Origin of the sequence: Streptomyces erythrochromogenes, from assembly GCF_040684695.1 — a bacterium.
In the GTDB taxonomy this organism is placed as follows: domain Bacteria; phylum Actinomycetota; class Actinomycetes; order Streptomycetales; family Streptomycetaceae; genus Streptomyces; species Streptomyces erythrochromogenes_C.
In genome coordinates this window covers 118,856-135,372 of sequence record NZ_JBFBGM010000025.1, presented here as the reverse complement: position 1 = coordinate 135,372, position 16,517 = coordinate 118,856, and the positions used below count along the sequence as shown (strand labels likewise).

Here is a 16,517-nt window from a genome sequence, read left to right as displayed (position 1 = left end):
CGACGCCTACCTCCGCCGCATCCGAGCCAAACTGAACGTCAACAACACCGCCGAAATGACCCGCATCGCCATCACCCTCGGCCTCTAACCACACCCCGGCCCACACCAACCCACACCCCCACACACCACCCCGAAACCCACACAGCCGCCGCCCCGATCACCACGACAAGCAGACCCTCAGCAGACCCTGAGCGACGGGACCCCCGTCAACAGGACGCGATTCCAGCAGACGGGTCCCACAGGGCGGGGTTTCACGGCGCGGGGCGGAAAGCAGTGGCCCGCACGAGCGTCCCGCACACGGCGAAGTTCCCGCCGTCATCCGGCGCGACCTGCAAACGCGCCCCCGCCACGCCGATGACCATCGACGGCGCAGCAAACGGCTCGGCACCCGAAGCGCAGTAACCGTCCGCTTCCCCCAGGACCGGAACGAACGTGATCCGGGACTGGGCCGCGCCACCGACGCCCAGCACCACCGGATACACCGGCCCCTCACCGGCCACAACCAGAGCCCTGGCCCTGCCGGGCGAGCCCTGGCCGGCCAACGCCACCGCGGGATAGCCGCGCACCACACACGGGGCGGGACCCTCGTTGACCACCGTGACCCGCACCGTATCCACCCCCACCCGCACCGCACCCCCCGGCACAAGCCCACCACCACACGGCCGCACGGACACCGGTGCAACAACCCACCCGGCACCCCGACCATCACCGGCGACAGCCGGAGCACCGACAGCCAGCAACGCCGCGGCCACGGCAGCCGCCGCCACGACCGTGCGCATCCCGCGGCCGGCCACACCACCGATCCCAAAGCCGGACATGACGCTCCTCCCGCACACACCGCGCTGCAAGGATGTACCGACAGGCCTCAACCCAAGCCTGACACCCCCCGGACAGCAGCACCAACAGCGACCACCAGCCCCCGCCCCCGCGTGCTGCCACCTCGCGCGATGTACTGTCGCCCGAAACTGGCATTGCCCTCTCGTAGGCCGGTGTCCTCAGACCAGACCAACTCGAACCTCTGCCAGATGGCCGCTGCGCCGGGCCCACGCAGCGTCGCGGCGTTGCCGAGCCGCTCGGCTGCCTGGTGGCGTCCGCCGACGTCCGCCGACGCCCTCCTGCTTCAGCCGCCGGACGGACCGCTTCCGCCGGCCAGGTCGAGGGTGGCGACCGCGCCGCCTTCCGGAGCGTTCGCGAAGGACAGCCTGGCGCCGAGGACTTTCGCCTGCCCCAGCGCGATGGTCAGCCCGAGTCCGTGCCCCCGCCCGCGCTCGGGGGTTCCCGTCCGGAAGCGTTGCGGGCCTTCCGTCAGCAGCTCAGCGGGATAGCCGAGCCCGTGGTCCCGTACGAGGATCCGCGCGCCCGTGGCGGTGGCCTCCACGACGACTTCGACGGGGCCGGACCCGTGCCGGTGTGCGTTGGTGACGAGGTTGACCACGATGCGTTCCACCCGGCGCGGGTCGGTCTCCAGGATCGGGGTGGCCCGGATCGCCACGGCGGTCGGCGTGCCCGTGCGGCGGACGATGTCGGTGACCAGTTCGCCCAGGGGCACCGCGTCGGTCCGGGCCTGTTCGGCTCCGGCGTCGAGCCGTGAGATTTCCAGGAGGTCTTCGACCAGCCCGTTCAGGGCCCGGGCACGGTCGCGGACGAGCTCGGCCGCCTCGTCGCCCTCCGGGAGGAGGCCGGCTGCGGTGGACAACCCCATCAGCGGGGTGCGCAGCTCGTGCGCGACGTCCGCCGTGAAGCGACGCTCGCCGTCCAGCTTGTGCTGCAGGGCCGCAGCCATCTCGTCCACGGCCGCCGACATCTCGGTGATCTCGTCACGGGCCCGGCCGCCCGGTCCGATCCGGGCGTCGAGGTCGCCGTCGGCGATGGCCCGGGCCGTACGGGACCCCCGGCGCAGCCTGCGGTTCATCGGTTCGGTGGCCAGGGCGGCGAGCGGTACGACGACCAGGAGGGCGGCGAGCACGGCTTTGGCGATGCTGCGGTCCAGGAGCTGGAGGCCGCGTACCTCGGAGCTCATGTCCGTGCGGGCGACGAGTACCCTGCCGTCCTCGACGGGCATGGCCGCCCACAGCCAGTACCAGTTGGGGGGTTTGCGGTCGTTCCAGGTCGCGTAGAGAGCAGCCGGGTCCTTGGCGGCCAGCGCCCGGGCCAGCGGTGCGTCGAGCCGGTCGGGAGTGAGGACTTCGACTTCGAGCGGCGCGCTGCCCGTGCGGGTGTACTCGCGCTCCGCGGCTGCCAGGCGCGCGGAGAGGCGTTCGTTCCCGGTGTGTTCACTTCGGTCGGCCATCGCCTGGTGGACGAGGACGCCGATCACGGCGGCCACGGCGCAGCAGGCGACCGCGGTCAGAGCAGCTATCTTCCAGCGCAGGGCGCGCGGGTTGAGGAGTGCCATGGGTGGGGACGGTCCCTCAGTCTCGGACGAGTTTGTAGCCGAAGCCCCGGACGGTCTCGATCCGCCCGGCTCCGATCTTCTTGCGCAGCCGTAGCACGCACAGGTCCACGACGCGGGTGTCGCCCTCCCAGCCGTAGTCCCACACGTCCCGCAGGAGACGGCGGCGGTCGAGTACGACGCCGGGTGCCGCCGCGAACTCCAGCAGCAGCCGCAGCTCGGTGGGGGTCAGCGGAACGGGCCGGCCGTCCCGGTGTACCTCCAGGCCCAGGGTGTTCACGGACAGGTCCCCGAAGACCAGCTCCGCAGGGGCCGTCCCGGTGTCCGCGGAGGCGACTGCGGGGTGTGCCGGTCCGGCCCCGCGCGCCGGAGTCGTCTCCGGCCGGGCGGGCCGGAAGGTGGCGCGGCGCAGCAGCGTCCGGATGCGGGCGACGAGGACGGGGGTGTCGACGGGTTTGACGACATAGTCGTCGGCGCCCGCCTCCAGTCCGGAGACCACGTCGAGGGCGTCTCCGCGCGCGGACATCATCAGGACCGGGACCAGGCTCTGCTCGCGGATGCGGCGGCACAGCCCGATGCCGTCGAGTTCGGGCAGCATCACGTCCAGGATCAGCAGGTCGTGCCTGCCGGCCCGGAACACCTCCAGGCCGTCGAGTCCGTTCGCGGCCACCGCGACCTGGTAGCCGTACCGCTCCAGGGACAGCTGTACGGCGCGGCGGATGGTGGCGTCGTCCTCGACGACGAGGACGCTGACGGGGTCCGGGACCCGGGGTGCCGACACTCCACCTACCTGCTCGGATACGGACATTTGTGGAGTCCATCCTAGTCAGTGGGCCTGCGGTGCGGTCACAGCCGGAGGGAGGCCGCGACGGGGAGGTGGTCGCTGCCGGTAGCGGGGAGGGTCCACGAGGAGGTCGCGGTCATCCCCTTCACCAGGATCTGGTCGATGCGGACCATGGGGAACGCAGCGGGCCAGGTGAAGCCGAAGCCCGCGCCCGCCGCGCGCTGCGCGGAGGTCAGCTGGGAGGTCACCGGTCGCAGGGCCGAATCGTCCGCCGTCCCGTTGAAGTCACCCATCACGACGACCCTGTCCAGCGGCTCCGCCCGCACGGCCGCGGCCAGCTTCCGGGCCGCGTCATTGCGGCGCTCGGTGGTGAATCCGGCGTCCGGGGTCAGGCGTACCGAGGCGAGGTGGGCGGCGAAGACCGCGACGGGGCCGTGCGGGGTCTCGACGGTGGCCCGTACGGCACGCGTCCACGGCATGATCGGCACCGCTTCCACGCCGTTCAGGGGGTGCTTGCTCCACAGTCTGACGCCGAGGGTGTCGGAGCGGTACGGGTAGCCGGCGGCAAGCTCGCGCTCGTAGAAGGGCGTGGCCTTCGAGGACATCTCCTCCAGGGCCAGCACGTCCGCGCCCGATGCGGCGAGCGCCCGCGCGGTGCGCGCCGGATCGGGATTGTCCTCGTCCACGTTGTGGCTCACCACGGTGAAGTTCCCGCTGCCGGATCGCTTGTCGGCGAGGGTTCCACCGAAGAGGAGGCCCCAGACGGCCAGGGGGGCCAGGACGGCGACGGCCGCGCGGCGGGAGCGGCGTGCCGCCGCCGCCGCGAGGAGGACGGGGACGCTCAGCCCGACCCAGGGCAGGAAGGTCTGGAACAGGCTGCCGAGGTTGACGGCTCCGTTCGGGATTCTGGTGTGCAGGGCCATCATCAGGGCCGCGCAGACTGCGCCGGCGGCGATCGACAAGCCGCGGCCACGGGCGGTGGGCAGGCGTACGCGGAAGCGGTGGGCGGACGGAGGCGGTGGCGGGGCGGGCTGCTCCTCTTTCCTGGTGGTCTCGGAGCGGTACGGAGTGCTCAGCACGGCATGTGCCCTTCCGGTATCTCGTGAGCCGGTGATCCGGTACCGCACAGCCTGGGAGAGGCGCGCTTCCAGGGCGTCAGGAGAGCCTTTCGAGGGACCCGCAGTTGCGTTTCAGCTGGGTATCGGTCGTGCGGGGCAGGCTGATGCCGCGCTCGTGCCCGTCGAGCCGTCGACCGCGCCGCATCGTCAAGCGCTGAGGAACCCGCGCCCGTAGCGCGGCCCCCTGGCATCAGCTCTTGACCGCGAAGTTGTGGTTGGGGTCCAGGAACTCGACGACGAAGCCGAGGTTGTCCGTGCGGACGTGGCTGTCGTACCGCCCGAGGAAGGCCCAGGGGGCCCAGATGCCGCCGTGGTTCCGGGCGGTGAGGGAGGTCGCGAGGGCGCCCATCGGCTCGGTACCCGAGTGCGCCGGCCGGCCGGTCTCGATGGTCGGGCCCCAGGACCCTCTGTAGCCCACGGCGATCTGCTGGGCCAGGGTGGCCGGGTAGTCGAACAGATAGGCGAGGTCGTTGCGGCCCGCAGGGGAGTTCCACAGGTGGACCGTGTTGCGCCACGTTCCCGGGAACAGCTCCACCGTGGTGGCCGTGAGGCCCAGGAGCTGCCGTACCGCGCCGTGGAAGGGGACGCTCCTGAGGTAGGGGGCCATGAGCGACCATGGGAGGTCGAGCCGCCAGGGCGCGGCGGGCCGCGCCCAGTCGAACAGCCTGAAACGCGGCTCCCTCTGCGCGTAGTAGGAGACGAACGCCTCCGGCCCGAGGGCCGCCCGGTTCATGGCCGTCACGCGCAGATGGCTGTCGACGTTGCCGCCGGGCCGGTCCGGGCAGATGATGTCCCAGCTCAGTGAGGTGCCCGTGGCCAAGGCCCGCCTGAATCCCTCGTTGTAGAGGAGGCCGTAGCCGATGCCGCCGCCCGCTTCCTCCTCCTCTGCCTCCTTGGCCCGTTCGTCGAGCCCGAGCCGCTCGGCCACGGCGGCCACCATGCGCTCGCGGTCGTCGAGGTCTCCCACCGGGTGGGTCCTCGCGGAGTGGAGCTTGCTCAGCAGGAACGCCCGCCGGGCGGCTTCCGCCTCCTCGTCGGGGTACCCCTCGGTGATGCGGGTGAACTTCTCACGCTCGTCCGCCGGCTCCCCGGGCATGTCGGGCCCGATGATGCGGGACGGCGGGGAGACATCGGGGTGGGGGGTGGTGGTCGTGCTCGTGATCGTCATGGGGATTCACCTGCCCTGGGAACTAACAGATCCTCACCGAGTCGTGGGACTGGAAGAGGTAGGGGTACACCTCGGAGTAGATCCCCCGGTCGCAGACACCGGGGTCCCTGATCACGTAGCCGGATTCGTCGGTGTACCGCGCGCTGTTGCCGGCCATCTTGTGCGACCAGTACCCCGTCTCCGGGTGGTACCGGTAGAAGTGGAAATCGCGGAACCCGCTCGCGTAGGCGCCCGTGCACAGCGCCAGGACGAAGCGCCTGTACCCCCACGGCTGGCAGGGGTAACCGAGCTGGTGCAGCCCGTCCTTGTAGAGGCCCACGGCGACCTGGTATCCCAGCCTGGTGGGCGGGATGGCGTAGCCGTGGGCACGACCGGGCTGCGCCTGCGTGTCCGTCCTCTGGGCGACGGCGTAGTTGTAGCAGTTGTTGTGCGGCTGGATGTTGGGGTGGTTCCAGTAGCCCGGGGAGAACGGCTCGGAGCTGATGTCGCAGGCCGGGACCCTCGCCACCAGTCCCTGGATCTGCTCCGCCCACCCCTCGGGCAGCTCCCGCTCCTGCCGGGCCGTGGACGCCGCGTAGGCGCCCCCGCCCTGTGAACCCTCGTGCAGGCCCCGCTCGATCTCCTCGCGCGCCGTCGCCAGGACGAGGTCCGCGTACGAGGTGTCCCCGACGGCGATGCCGCCGCCCTCCGCGAGGTCCCGCGGGATCGTCTCCACCAGTGCCAGCGCCAGCTCCGCACTCGCCTCGGGGTCCTGCGCCCCGCCCCCGGCCAGTTCGAAACCGGCCGGCATGCCGACCTGGGACTCCCCCTCGGTGGAGTCCACGCGTACGCCCCTGAAGCCGAGCCCGGTGTGGCCGCTGCCGACCGGCCCGCGGGCTCCGGGCCTGCGTGCCAGGCGCTCCCGCAGCCGCTGGAGCTCGTCCGGGTCGGTGATCTCCCACCAGGGGTCCGGCCGGCCCGAGGACATCTCGATGGTGATGCGCACGGACATGTCTTCCGCCTCCTCGCCTGCTGCGCCGGGGGTGCGCCGCGGTCAAACGGCCCGGTCGATGCAGATGTACTGGGTGGTGCCGGCCATGGAAATGTCCAGGACGAATCTCCGGTTGATGTATCCCTCGCGCATCACGAGGACGGCATAGGCCGTGTACCCCCCGTTGATCACCGCGATGAACTGGGCATTGACATCGAAGATGTAGGTGTGGACCCAGTCGGTGATCCAGGCCCCGGGCAGCAGCTGCCCGGTCGCGCAGTCGGTCAGGACCAGGGTGACGACCCACGCGGACCGGGTCTCCTTGTCCGAGGCACTGGCCCGCTCCGCCCCGAGCAGGGAGCCGTCATCGAAGACACCGCTCCCGCGGCCGGTGCCCGTGGTCTCGCCCGCGATGTCGGCCAAGCGCTTGTGGAGCGGAAGGGTGAGCAGCGCGGCGGATCCGGCGCCCGCCCGGGCCTGTCGCAGGAAGGTCCGGATCGTGGCCGTGAGCTTGACCGCCAGATCGGCTTCGTCACGGATCGGGAACAGCGCGTCGGGAAGGCACGGTACGCCCGGCCGGGGCACCAGGAGGAGCTCCGGCACGGGTTCGTCCTGCAGTTTGCGGACGAGGTCGTCCCAGCTCGCGATGGGCAGGGGCAGGGTCCTGAGCCGGGAGCCGAGTTCGTGGATGAGCGCCGTCTCGGGGTGGGCCCTGAGCAGCAGCGTCTCGAAGGACGGGGAGGGACCGGAGGGACCGGAGGACTCGGAGGTCGGGTCGGCGTACTGGTTCACCGTCACCAACTCCTGTGGAGGGGTGTGTACGGGTGGGGAGGGGATCGGTCACGGACACGCCCTACGGCGTGATGGGCCGGGTCGCCTCGGGGCCAGGGCGGGCGCGGTCACCGGAACGAAGTCACCGGGACGGGGTCGCCAAGACGGGGGCACCGGGACGGGGGCACCGGGATGGGGGCACCGGGATGGGGGCACCGGGATGGGGGATCACCGGAATGAGGACGCATCTGCGGACCGCGCCCGTCGAGTGCCTGCACCATCAGTCTCAGTTCCGCCGTTCGGGCCCGCAACTGCGAACCCCCTCCTCGCCGTTCCCGGCCGGGACGCCGGTCGGAGCGACCGTCAGAGCAGCCACCCGAGCGGTGACACGGCGATGACGAGGAAGTGACGGACCCCGCCTACCGTACGAGGCATCCGTGGCGTGCGGTGCCCGTCCGCCGCGCCGTGCCCTCATGAGCCCCTGAGGGGAGCCGGACATGAACCTGCACGAAGACCCTGAGATACCGCCTCCCGAGCCGGAGCCGGGACCCGCCGTGGGACTCGGACCCTCCGGATTCCTGACCCTCGAGGAGTTCGACGCGGCCGGGCTGACCCGCGACATGGACATGGACGGCATCGTCGTCACGCTCCTGCGCCGCGAGGACATGGTCGTCCTGGAGTTCACCTTCCGGGGCCTGCTGCGCACCGGTTCGGGTGCGCAGCAGCGCCTGGTGACGAAGACCGCCACCGAGCCGGGAACCCTCATGGTCCGCATGCCGCCGCAGGCGACCCTGGAAGAGGCCACCCCCTTGGGGAGCCCGTCGACCGCAGTGAAGCGGGCGTGGTTCTCCGGCCACAGCAGCCTCGCGCTCAAGGTGGCGCCCGAGACGTCGATCCCCCTCACCGCCTCCGGGCTGCTGAACTGGGCGGGGCTGGCGACGACATCGGCGCGCCTGGAATGCGTCTGGGGCCTCGCGCTCACTCCGGCGAACCCCGCGCAGGTGGTGTGGGTGCACGCGGCGGAGCCGGTCACCGGCCCGGCCGGCGCGGTCGGGGTCTGGAACACGCGCCTCGCTCTTGCGCCGGACGCCTCCGGACCGTCCTGGGCCCCGTCCCGGCTGCCCGTGCCGGTCAAACCGGCGGAGGTGGTCAACGACACCGAGGGGTTCATGAGCTCCCTCTCCGCGGGAGACCGCCGCGACATCGGAGCGGCGATGGCACGCCGACCCGCCCTGTCCAAGGATCTGACGCTCACCCCGCTCGGTGCGAACGTGGACCTGACGGGCAACTGGCTGGGCCTGGCGGGCACCAGCGTGATCATGTACCGCCACGAGTCCGTCGGTGGCCGGGACAGCAAGGTGGACGTCCTCAAGCGCGGCTACCTGCTGCCCTTCGGCTTCCCCGCGCTGATCACCACGCAGACCGAGCGGAGGCTCGATCACGGACTCGTCCGCACCAGCGTCCTGACCGTGCTGCAGCCCGAACTGACCTACCAGGGCGTCGCCGCCCTCCCCCACGGGGGCCGGGCCTTCCCATTCACGCGAGTGCGGCTCAACGGGCCACTGACGGCCGACGTCATCGACGTCACCGACCCGCTGACGGACGTCGGGTTCTGGGTACGGGGCGCCGGCGCGACCGACGGACGGCTGCGGTTCAGCCTGACGGCCGAGGACCAGCGGGGACACCCGGTCGCCTTCGCAGCGCCGCTGGTCTTCGTGAAGGGGGACCGGGCCCACGGCGACCTGTCCGCGGCCCTCACCGCGTTCAACACCCAGGCGGAGCGAACCGACCTGCCCGCCTCCGGCCGCCTCGAACTGGCGCCCGCGACCGGAGCGGACCCGGAATCGACCACGATGGACGTCGCGGTCCTGCGCATCGGAGCGGTGAAGTCGAGCGCCCCCCAGGCGGCCCTGGAGGAAGCCGGGCGGCCGGCGGCGCTCCCCGTGCTGATCTCGGTGGACGCGCGGATCCCGGCCCTGGACGCCGTCGCCCCGCGCGGCGTGGCAGAAGCGCCAGGGACGCAGGGGGTGGCCGGCGCGGCCACGTCCGGCGCGGCTGCCTCGGCTGCCTCGGCTGCCTCGGCTGCCCACACCCTGATCCTCGACTCGACGTACGTACAGCAGGGCCTGGCGGCCAGCCGGCAGGTCTACGCCAGGCTGAAGGACCAGGTCCCCGTCGCCCCGCCGGTCACCGCGTCCGGCGGGATCGCCAAACTGGACCTGCCGGTCTCGGGACTGTCGAGCTCCTCCGGTCTGATCGGCGGCGACCTGGAGAAGTTCAAGAGCGGCACCTTCGCCCCGGCGAGCTTCTTCTCACCGCCCCCGCCTCCGCCCGCGACCGGGCTGCCGCCGCTGCCGTTCCCGACCAGGCTCCTGGGCTTCGTCGACCTCACCAAGATCGTTCCCTCCGTCTCCGTGCCGCCGGCCGGCGCGGGCGACGGTACGAAGGTTCCCCGCATGGTGACCAAGGTGCTGCGCCAGCAGGGCAAACCGCCGCACGCGGTGGAGACCACGCTCACCTGGCGCCCCGCACTCACGCCCACCCGGGAAGGCCCGCTGGAGACGACCTCCGACACGGTGCTCGACCTGCGCTGCGTCACGCTCATGAACCTCGGCGGGGGCGGCCCGCCGGTCACGGAGGTGCGCGGGGAGCTGAGCCGGTTCACCCTGTCGTTCGCGGACGTGCTCGACGTGGAGTTCCAGCGCATCGCGTTCACCAGCAGACCCGGCACCACGCCCTCGCTGGACGTGAAGGTCGGCAAGGTGGGCTTCTCCGGCCAGCTGAAGTTCCTCGATGAGCTGCGCCAGTACCTGCCGTCGGTGGCGAACGGTCCGCGGGTCAACGTCGACACCACCGGGATCGACGTCGGCTACACCCTCGCCATTCCCAGCGTGGGCCTGGGCGTGTTCCTCCTGCAGAACCTGGCGCTGTCGGCCTCGGTACGGCTGCCCTTCGACGGCAAGCCCGTGGAGGCGACCTTCGCGGTGTCCTCGCGCGAGCACCCCTTCCTGGCCACCGTCTCCCTGTTCGGCGGTGGCGGCTTCCTGGCGCTGACCGTGAGCGCCAGCAAGGTCGTCAGGCTGGAGGGCCAGGTGGAGTTCGGTGCCGCCGTCGCCCTGAACCTCGGGGTCGCGAGCGGCTCCGTCAGCGTGACCGCCGGCGTCTACGTCAGGCTGGACGGGGCCGCGTCGTCCGTCACCGCGTTCCTGAGGGCCTACGGAGAGCTGGACATCCTCGGCATCGTCAACATCTCGGTCGAGTTCTACCTCTCCCTGAAGTACCAGCCGCCCAAGACCCTGTACGGCTCGGCCTCCGTGACCGTCCGGGTCCGCGTCGCCTTCTTCTCGGAGTCGGTGACGATGACGCTGGAGCGCTCCTTCTCAGGCGGCAACGACCCTTCCTTCGACAAGGCGTTCCCCACGTCCCAGCCCTGGCGGGACCGCTGCGCCGCCTTCGCCCCCATGGAGGGGTCATGAAACGGGAGACCGTGGTGTGGACGCTGCTGCCGGACCCGACGGCCCCGTCCGTCAGCGACGGCCTGGCTCACCTCTCGCTCGTGTTCGGACTGCAGCTCACCGATGACCAGGCCGGTTCCACCGGTGGCCCGGTCCCGCTGACCGGCTTCTCCAACGCCAAGGCCTGGCCGGGCTACCCCTTCAAGCTGGACGTCATGTTCCGGTTCGAGAACGCCGCCTCGACGACCCGGCAGGCCACGGTCGAGCCGGTCTCCGATGCCTCCGCGGCCCTGTGGGGAAAGCTCTTCGCCGCCTGCCAGGTCAAGCCCTTCGTCTTCGACCGGACCGTGGCGAAGCAGCCGCTGGAGTCCTACCCCGCCCGCCTCGTGGCACGGTCCCTGCGGGAGGAGTACGGCCGCATGTTCGCCCTCTCGGACAGTCCGTACCCCGAGGTCCTGCCGGCCGTGGCCCCGGGAGAGGAACTCCCCGGCGGCTCCGACGGATGGACCTCGGTCGACCGCCTCCTGCGGCTGGTCGGCGTGGACGATCCGGCGCGGACGGCCGACGCCCGCGCCGCTCTGCTCCGCGAGGGCGTCCTGCCCGACGACTTCCAGGAGGACCCGTACGGCTGGACGCGCCTCGCCGGATTCCACGAACCGTTCGCCCTTCCGCAGGAGGAGGCGGAGGGCGGAACAGAGCGCGAGGACGAGGGCGAGGGTGATGAAGCCCCCGTGGTACTGAGGACGCCCGAGCGGGACTTCCACGGTCTCCTGGCGGCACTGGCCGACCACCCCGCGCTGATGGAGCAGCTCGGGCTGGTGCGGCGGCTGACGGTCCCCCTGCCGACGGAGCTGGCGGAAGGAAGGCCGGCCGACATCCAGGCCGTCCCGCGCGAGAATCCGGCCGTCAGGAGCGACCGGCCCTTCACCCGGTGTGTCCTGCACCGGGGCCGACTCCTGCTGGCACGGCGCAACGGAACCCAGGCCGCGCACTACCTGCCGCTCGACGACACCGACGCCTACGAGGTCATCGACGTGGACGTCGACGCGGCGGCGCTCGGCCTCCAGTCGTACGCCGCCATGCTGGCCGGTCTGCCCCGCGACCGCGAGGCTCCCCGGCTGCTCGCGCCCACCCTGCGCTCCGACGGGATCTCCGTGGTCGAGACCGACCGTCAGATCGCCTTCCGAGAACAGCTGCAGAAGGCCCTCGACATCGACAAGGACCTGGAACAGGCCGCCAGGCCCGGCGAAGCGATCACCCTGCACGCCGACAACGTGGTCCAGGGCTACCGGGTGGACGTCTTCGACGAGGGTTCCGGCCGCTGGTACCCGTTGTGCCGCCGCACCGGCCAGTACACCGTGCGGGGACTCACCGGGGCCCTGACCATCAGTGACGAGGGCACCATCTCCGACGCCCTGGTCCGCGGCCGCGACAGCAACGGCAACCCCGTGTCGCGGCTGCACCAGTCCGTGTTCCGCTGGGGCGGCTGGAGCCCGGTGGCCGAACTCCCCGGCAAGATGCTCGACCCCTCCGAACAGCTCAAGGACCCGGGCGCCGCGACCGATGCCACCTTGCCGTTCTCCTCGACCGTACGGCCCGTGCCGGGCACCCTGCCGTCCCTGCGCTACGGCCGTACGTACCGCTTCCGGGCCCGGCTGGTCGACCTCGCGGGCCGCAGCGTGCCCTTCACGGCCCGGCCGACGGCCGGCGAGCCGACCACCACCCCGCTGCGCTACTCGCGCTACGACCCCGTACCCGCCCCCGTGCTCGTACCGCGCCGCCCGGTCACCCCCGGGGAGTCCCTGGCGGTGCTCGTCGTCCGCACGGACAACTCGAACGCCTCCGCCCCCGCACCCGGGCCCAGCTGCGACCGGCACCTGTTGGCCCCCAAGGCCTGCGTCCAGCTGCTGGAACGCCACGGCGTCCTCGACGTGGCCCGCGAACACCGGCTCGACCCGGCCGTGTACGCGCTGCTCGCCCGCCTCGACTCCGGACTGGTCGAGGGCACGGCGGACCCGGGCGCCGGCGGAACCCCGTACAAGGACGCCGACACCATGCAGCTGCCCTGGCCCCCCGACCCCCTGTCGAGGGGAGCGGCGCTGCACGGCCTGCCCGGGATGCCGGAGCTCCTCGCCCCCTGGCCGCAGGGCGCCGGATGGCACGAACGCCTCCCGCTCCGGCTCGTCGTGGCCCCCGGCGCCATCGGAGGCTCCGCACCGGTCCCCGTCGTCGACGCCGCGGCGCGGGTGATCCGTGTGACGGTGCCGCCCGCCGCCACCCACACGGTGCTGCTCAGCAGCATGCTGAACCCGGGCGACGAGGAGCTGTTGGGCCTGTGGCGCTGGGCCACCGAGTCCGAGACCCTCCCGGACGACGAACTCGGCGAGCTGCGCACCAGGGTCGCCGCCGGGCTGCTCGCCCAGCTCACCCCCACGACGGAGCTGCGCCTGATCCACGCCGTCCGCTGCCCGGTCGTCGGCCCCGAATTCGGGCGGACGAGCATCGAGCGCGGCCCCGGCGAGACCTCCTACGTCCTCACCGCCCCCGCGATGAGCGTCCACGAGGCCTCGACCCTGTCCGTGTACGCGGAGGCGGCGTGGACCGAGTACGTCGACGACCCGGCGCAGGAGAACCCGTCCCAGTCGACCGCGCGGGCGGTCCTGGGCCAGGGCGACGAGGCCGTGCGCGAGGACCGGGCCCACCGCCCCGCGGCCGGCGACGAGGACGACCTCGCCGTCCGGGCCGGCACCGCGACCGTGCCGTTCTCGGCACGCCACGAGGTGGGCGACACCCGCCACCGCGCGATCCGCTTCACCCCGGTGGGCGTGTCGAGGTTCGTCCCGTACTTCACCCAGTCGCGCAAGGTACGGCTCGTGGGCAGGACCCCGGCACCGGTGGCCGCCGCGTTCGTCCCCGGGACCGTCGTCGTACGGGAGGCCGTCACCTCAGCGGTCACGGCCTCGGGTACCCCCGCCGAGCCCGGGGCGACGTACACCTTCGGCCGTGACTTCACCGTGGACGACGAGCGCGGCACGGTCGCGCGCCTCGACGCCAGTGCCATCCCTGACGGCGCCGAGGTCCAGGTGAGCTTCACCGCTCCCCCGGTGACCCGGGCCGGGGCCACCGTCACCCGCCACGTCCCGGCGACCGCACGCCCGTCGGCGCCCGCCGTGCACTCGGTGGTGCCCGCCTTCCAGTGGGAACGCGGAACGGCCGGCGCGGCCCTGACGAGCACCCGGCTCGACGGCGTCGTCCGGGTCTACCTGCAACGGCCCTGGTACGACTCGGGCGAGGGGGAGATGCTGGCCGTCCGCGTCCTCGGGCCGGGCGAGCAGCCCGACGCGGCGTCCGCGACGTGGGCGACCATGTGGGGCCGCGACCCCATCCGCCAGCCCGGCTCCGCCCCGCTGATCGGCTACCCCCGGCCGGTCGACCTGCTCGGCGCCGTCGACGAAACGGTGACCCAGGGCCATGCCATGGGCTACCCCGTCAGGTACGACGAACAGCGCCGGCTCTGGTACGCGGACGTGCGGTTCCAGGCACAGAACGTCTACCAGCCCTTCGTACGGCTACGGGTGGCCCGCCTGCAGCGCAACGCGCTGCTCTCACCGCAGGACCTGAGGCTCTCGGCCGGAGCCGACGCGGGGTTCGTCCAGCTCCCGGCCCGCAGGCAGACGACGGTGTCCCTCTCCGGCAGGGACGCCACCGTGACGGTCACCGGCCCGCTGCCCCCGGCGGGCGCGAGCGGCATGGCCTCGCGGATCACGGTCGGGGTCCAGATCCGGGGCCTCGGTTCGATCGACGACCCCGCGCAATGGACCACCATCGGCACCACCGAGGCCACGGTGACGCTCACCCTCACGTCGGTGACCGGCCCCATCGCCCGGTGGGAGGGCGCGCTGAGACTGCCCCTCACACCCTCGGACGGGCGACCGCAGCGGCTGTTGGTCCAGGAGGTCGAGGAGATCCGCAGCGGCGCCCGGGGGCCGATCCAGCGCGTGTCCTACCTCGATACGTTCACCGTCTGACGTTCATCGTCGACATCCGTCCAGGCGTCCGGCACGCGCCGGTGCCGGGTGGGGATTCCCCACCCGGCACCCTCGTGCGCACCAACAGGTCCGTCCGGGGTCAGCAGGGGCCTGTGGTCACCCAATGCGAGATGCGCATGCCTTCCCCGGAGCTGAACCGGCAGCGCTCGCGCTCGTGCCGGATGCCGTTGTCACAGATCGACTCCCTGGTACAGCACGGCACGAAGAGGCACTCCTCCATGCACTCCTTCTCGCACTTCGCCGTGCATCGCGCCTGGTTCCATGCGCCTTCGCACTGATTCCGGCACTGCACGTCGCATTCCCTCGGACACCAGCTGGTCTGCATGCCGGTCGGCCCGGCACTGCTGCAGTCGGGCAGGTCCTCGTGGAAAACCGGGATGCTCTGGATTGCCTGTCTCACCGGAAACCTCCTCAGCCGTGGTCGAAGAAGACGCCGAGCGGGCCGGTCCGGAACGGGAACTGGTAGGTCACGTCGACCGGCACGGAGTACTTCTCCACCTCGTCCGTCTTGCGGCTGGCGTAGGTGAAGACGACGTCCATGATCCTCCGGGCACCGCCCAGGCCGGACCGCCGTACGTCGATCGATGTGAGCGACCAGTCCTTCATGGACCGCTCGAACGTCTTCCGGTAGATGGCGGGGTAGCGAACCATCAGGTAGTTCAGCGCGCGGTGCTCGTCCGACGCGCCCACGTTCCCCGCGACGCTCAGAACGGTGTTCAGCAGGTCCGTGGCCGCCTTGTCGAACTGCTCCGCGTTCATGGACTCGGGTCTGCCGATGGCCTGCACGAGATGGGAGACGGTGGCGGAATAGAGCTGGTCGATGGTGACGACCGGCAGCTGGAGCCCGCCACAGTGGCCGCGGGACGCGGGATCGCCCCGTACGCCGATGACCACGTCGAGGGCGTCCGCCTGGTGCGAGGGCCGGACCGCTTCGGCCAGCAGGGAGAAGTCGGCCGGGTCCCGCGGGAGCAGGACGTAGGTGTCCAGGCCCTGTACGGAGAGCACGTAGCAGAGCTGCCTCGTCAGATAGCGGTTCTCCGGCTGGTTGAGCACCTCGCACAGCGCCTCACGGTCCGTCATCCATGCCGTGTCGGTGCGCCCCAGGCTCTGGGCCAGTTCGTTCTCCACTCCCTGGTCGGGGAAGCGGAAGTCGATCCGGCCGATCGTGTAGACCAGGGAGGGGGGCCGCGTGGCCTCCGTCCGCGCGGACGGCCCGTCACGCCCGGCCCCGCACGCGCATCCGCAGCGTTCTTCGGTCACCGGGCCCGCGAGGGGGTCCTTGCTGTTTTCGGCATCCATAGCAGCTCCTGAACTCCTGCGGGCCGCCGTGGCCGGGGGCGCGCACGCGCCCGGCCGGATCAGCCTGTGCCGCCGTCCGGCCGGCCCGTGATGGTCAACCAGTGGTTCAGCTTCCGGGCTCGTTGCTCGCAACCGCCGCACGGTCTGATGCCCACCGTCCGGGTCACGTGCTTCACCACGTCGCCGAGGCCGATCTCGCTGTCGACGAACCCGGGAAGCCTCATCCGGTGGGTGGGCCTTCGGACTTCGTCCGGCCGCGGGGGCCGGTGTCGTGGCTCGTTCATCACGGCCCACCATCCCTTCCGGGCGTCAGGAGGAGCGGTCCGAGGCGGCGTTCCCTCCCCGCGCACCCTCCTGCTCCCCCCTCCAACCATCGTGCTCTCCCGCCCCGCCGCCCGCACGTCCACCCGCCTGCGCGCGGCCGTGTCGCCGTGTCGACCGTCCGGGTCCCACGGCGGACGGACCGGGCGGCGACGCCGGGCCCGGGGCAGCCCGCCACCCTATGATGTGG

General features: G+C 71.9%; 10 protein-coding genes. 2 read left to right on the top strand and 8 right to left on the bottom strand.

Translation table 11 applies throughout. The features are described from left to right. Positions 1-251 precede the first annotated feature (251 nt). From AB0O53_RS29970 to AB0O53_RS29940, 7 genes are all read right to left on the bottom strand, one after another. The gene (locus AB0O53_RS29970) at positions 252-818 is read right to left on the bottom strand and encodes a DUF4232 domain-containing protein (RefSeq protein ID WP_350999920.1); all 567 of its coding nucleotides are present in this window, start codon (positions 816-818) and stop codon (positions 252-254) included. 302 nt (positions 819-1,120) lie between these two features. After that, positions 1,121-2,395 (bottom strand): sensor histidine kinase, encoded by a 1,275-nt coding sequence (locus AB0O53_RS29965; protein WP_350999917.1) that lies wholly within the window; start codon positions 2,393-2,395, stop codon positions 1,121-1,123. A 16-nt stretch (positions 2,396-2,411) separates the two neighbouring features. Continuing rightward, positions 2,412-3,200: a two-component system response regulator CseB gene (cseB, locus tag AB0O53_RS29960; protein WP_350999914.1), complete on the bottom strand. Its 789-nt coding sequence runs from the start codon at positions 3,198-3,200 to the stop codon at positions 2,412-2,414. 38 nt (positions 3,201-3,238) lie between these two features. Next, a complete protein-coding gene (locus tag AB0O53_RS29955) occupies positions 3,239-4,162 on the bottom strand; it encodes an endonuclease/exonuclease/phosphatase family protein (RefSeq protein ID WP_350999933.1) in 924 nt (307 codons plus the stop codon). Positions 4,163-4,484: 322 nt separating this feature from the next. Then, entirely contained in the window at positions 4,485-5,462 is a 978-nt protein-coding gene (locus tag AB0O53_RS29950; RefSeq protein WP_350999911.1) for a hypothetical protein, read from the bottom strand. 22 nt (positions 5,463-5,484) lie between these two features. Further along, positions 5,485-6,453, bottom strand: a complete 969-nt coding sequence (locus tag AB0O53_RS29945; RefSeq protein WP_365199810.1) for a hypothetical protein — start codon at positions 6,451-6,453, stop codon at positions 5,485-5,487. 42 nt (positions 6,454-6,495) lie between these two features. After that, the gene (locus AB0O53_RS29940; RefSeq protein ID WP_365199808.1) at positions 6,496-7,224 is read right to left on the bottom strand and encodes a hypothetical protein; all 729 of its coding nucleotides are present in this window, start codon (positions 7,222-7,224) and stop codon (positions 6,496-6,498) included. A 476-nt stretch (positions 7,225-7,700) separates the two neighbouring features. Between AB0O53_RS29940 and AB0O53_RS29935 the strand changes: the two genes are divergently transcribed. Together AB0O53_RS29935 and AB0O53_RS29930 are read left to right on the top strand one after the other, a co-directional pair. Beyond that, positions 7,701-10,679 (top strand): hypothetical protein, encoded by a 2,979-nt coding sequence (locus AB0O53_RS29935; protein ID WP_365199806.1) that lies wholly within the window; start codon positions 7,701-7,703, stop codon positions 10,677-10,679. Then, positions 10,676-14,686 carry a hypothetical protein gene (locus AB0O53_RS29930; protein WP_350999902.1) on the top strand — a complete coding sequence of 1,337 codons (4,011 nt, stop codon included), beginning with the start codon at positions 10,676-10,678 and terminating at the stop codon, positions 14,684-14,686. The genes AB0O53_RS29935 and AB0O53_RS29930 overlap by 4 nt, the downstream gene beginning before the upstream one ends. A 432-nt stretch (positions 14,687-15,118) precedes the next feature. On the opposite strand, the gene AB0O53_RS29925 is transcribed toward AB0O53_RS29930, so the two are convergent. After that, entirely contained in the window at positions 15,119-16,006 is an 888-nt protein-coding gene (locus tag AB0O53_RS29925) for a cyanobactin maturation protease PatG family protein (RefSeq protein ID WP_350999899.1), read from the bottom strand. Positions 16,007-16,517: the final 511 nt, after the last annotated feature.

Coding starts and splice junctions, on each gene's coding strand:
- AB0O53_RS29930 (WP_350999902.1), top strand. CDS start 10,676: ATGAAACGGGAGACCGTGGTGTGGACGCTGCTGCCGGACCCGACGGCC.
- AB0O53_RS29950 (WP_350999911.1), bottom strand. CDS start 5,462: ATGACGATCACGAGCACGACCACCACCCCCCACCCCGATGTCTCCCCG.
- AB0O53_RS29925 (WP_350999899.1), bottom strand. CDS start 16,006: ATGGATGCCGAAAACAGCAAGGACCCCCTCGCGGGCCCGGTGACCGAA.
- AB0O53_RS29945 (WP_365199810.1), bottom strand. CDS start 6,453: ATGTCCGTGCGCATCACCATCGAGATGTCCTCGGGCCGGCCGGACCCC.
- AB0O53_RS29935 (WP_365199806.1), top strand. CDS start 7,701: ATGAACCTGCACGAAGACCCTGAGATACCGCCTCCCGAGCCGGAGCCG.
- cseB (WP_350999914.1), bottom strand. CDS start 3,200: ATGTCCGTATCCGAGCAGGTAGGTGGAGTGTCGGCACCCCGGGTCCCG.
- AB0O53_RS29965 (WP_350999917.1), bottom strand. CDS start 2,395: ATGGCACTCCTCAACCCGCGCGCCCTGCGCTGGAAGATAGCTGCTCTG.
- AB0O53_RS29970 (WP_350999920.1), bottom strand. CDS start 818: ATGTCCGGCTTTGGGATCGGTGGTGTGGCCGGCCGCGGGATGCGCACG.